Below are 390 nucleotides of genomic sequence, written 5' to 3'. Positions count from 1 at the left end.
TCCTCGCCCAGCACAATGCCGGGGCGCGGATGCAGCGCCATGCCGGCCGCCCGGCCGGGGCCCCGCTCTCCACCCTCACCACCCGCGGCACGCAGCAGCAGATCGTGGCCGCGCATCTGATGAGCCTGCACGGCACCACGCGGCGCGATCAGTCCCTCGATGCGCCCGTGCCGACGCTCTGCGCCGGGGGCGGGCACGGCGCATTGGTCGCGGCCTTCCTGCAGAAATACTACGGTGCGGGCACCGGCCAGGCCGCGGACGCGCCGCTGCACACGCTCTCGACCCGCGACACCTTCGGATTGGTGACGGTCGAGATCGACGGCGCGACCTATGCAATCGCCGATATCGGCATGCGCATGCTGACCCCGCGCGAGATGTTCCGCGCCCAGG

Annotated in this window: 1 pseudogene; it reads left to right on the top strand. The window is 72.1% G+C overall.

Annotated elements, in window-relative coordinates:
- Positions 1-390, top strand: a pseudogene (locus BYZ73_RS23270) (DNA cytosine methyltransferase); the annotation flags it as partial.

Origin of the sequence: Rhodovulum viride, from assembly GCF_003265965.1 — a bacterium.
GTDB classification, from domain to species: domain Bacteria; phylum Pseudomonadota; class Alphaproteobacteria; order Rhodobacterales; family Rhodobacteraceae; genus Rhodovulum; species Rhodovulum kholense.
This window is presented reverse-complemented; position numbering and strand designations above follow the sequence as displayed.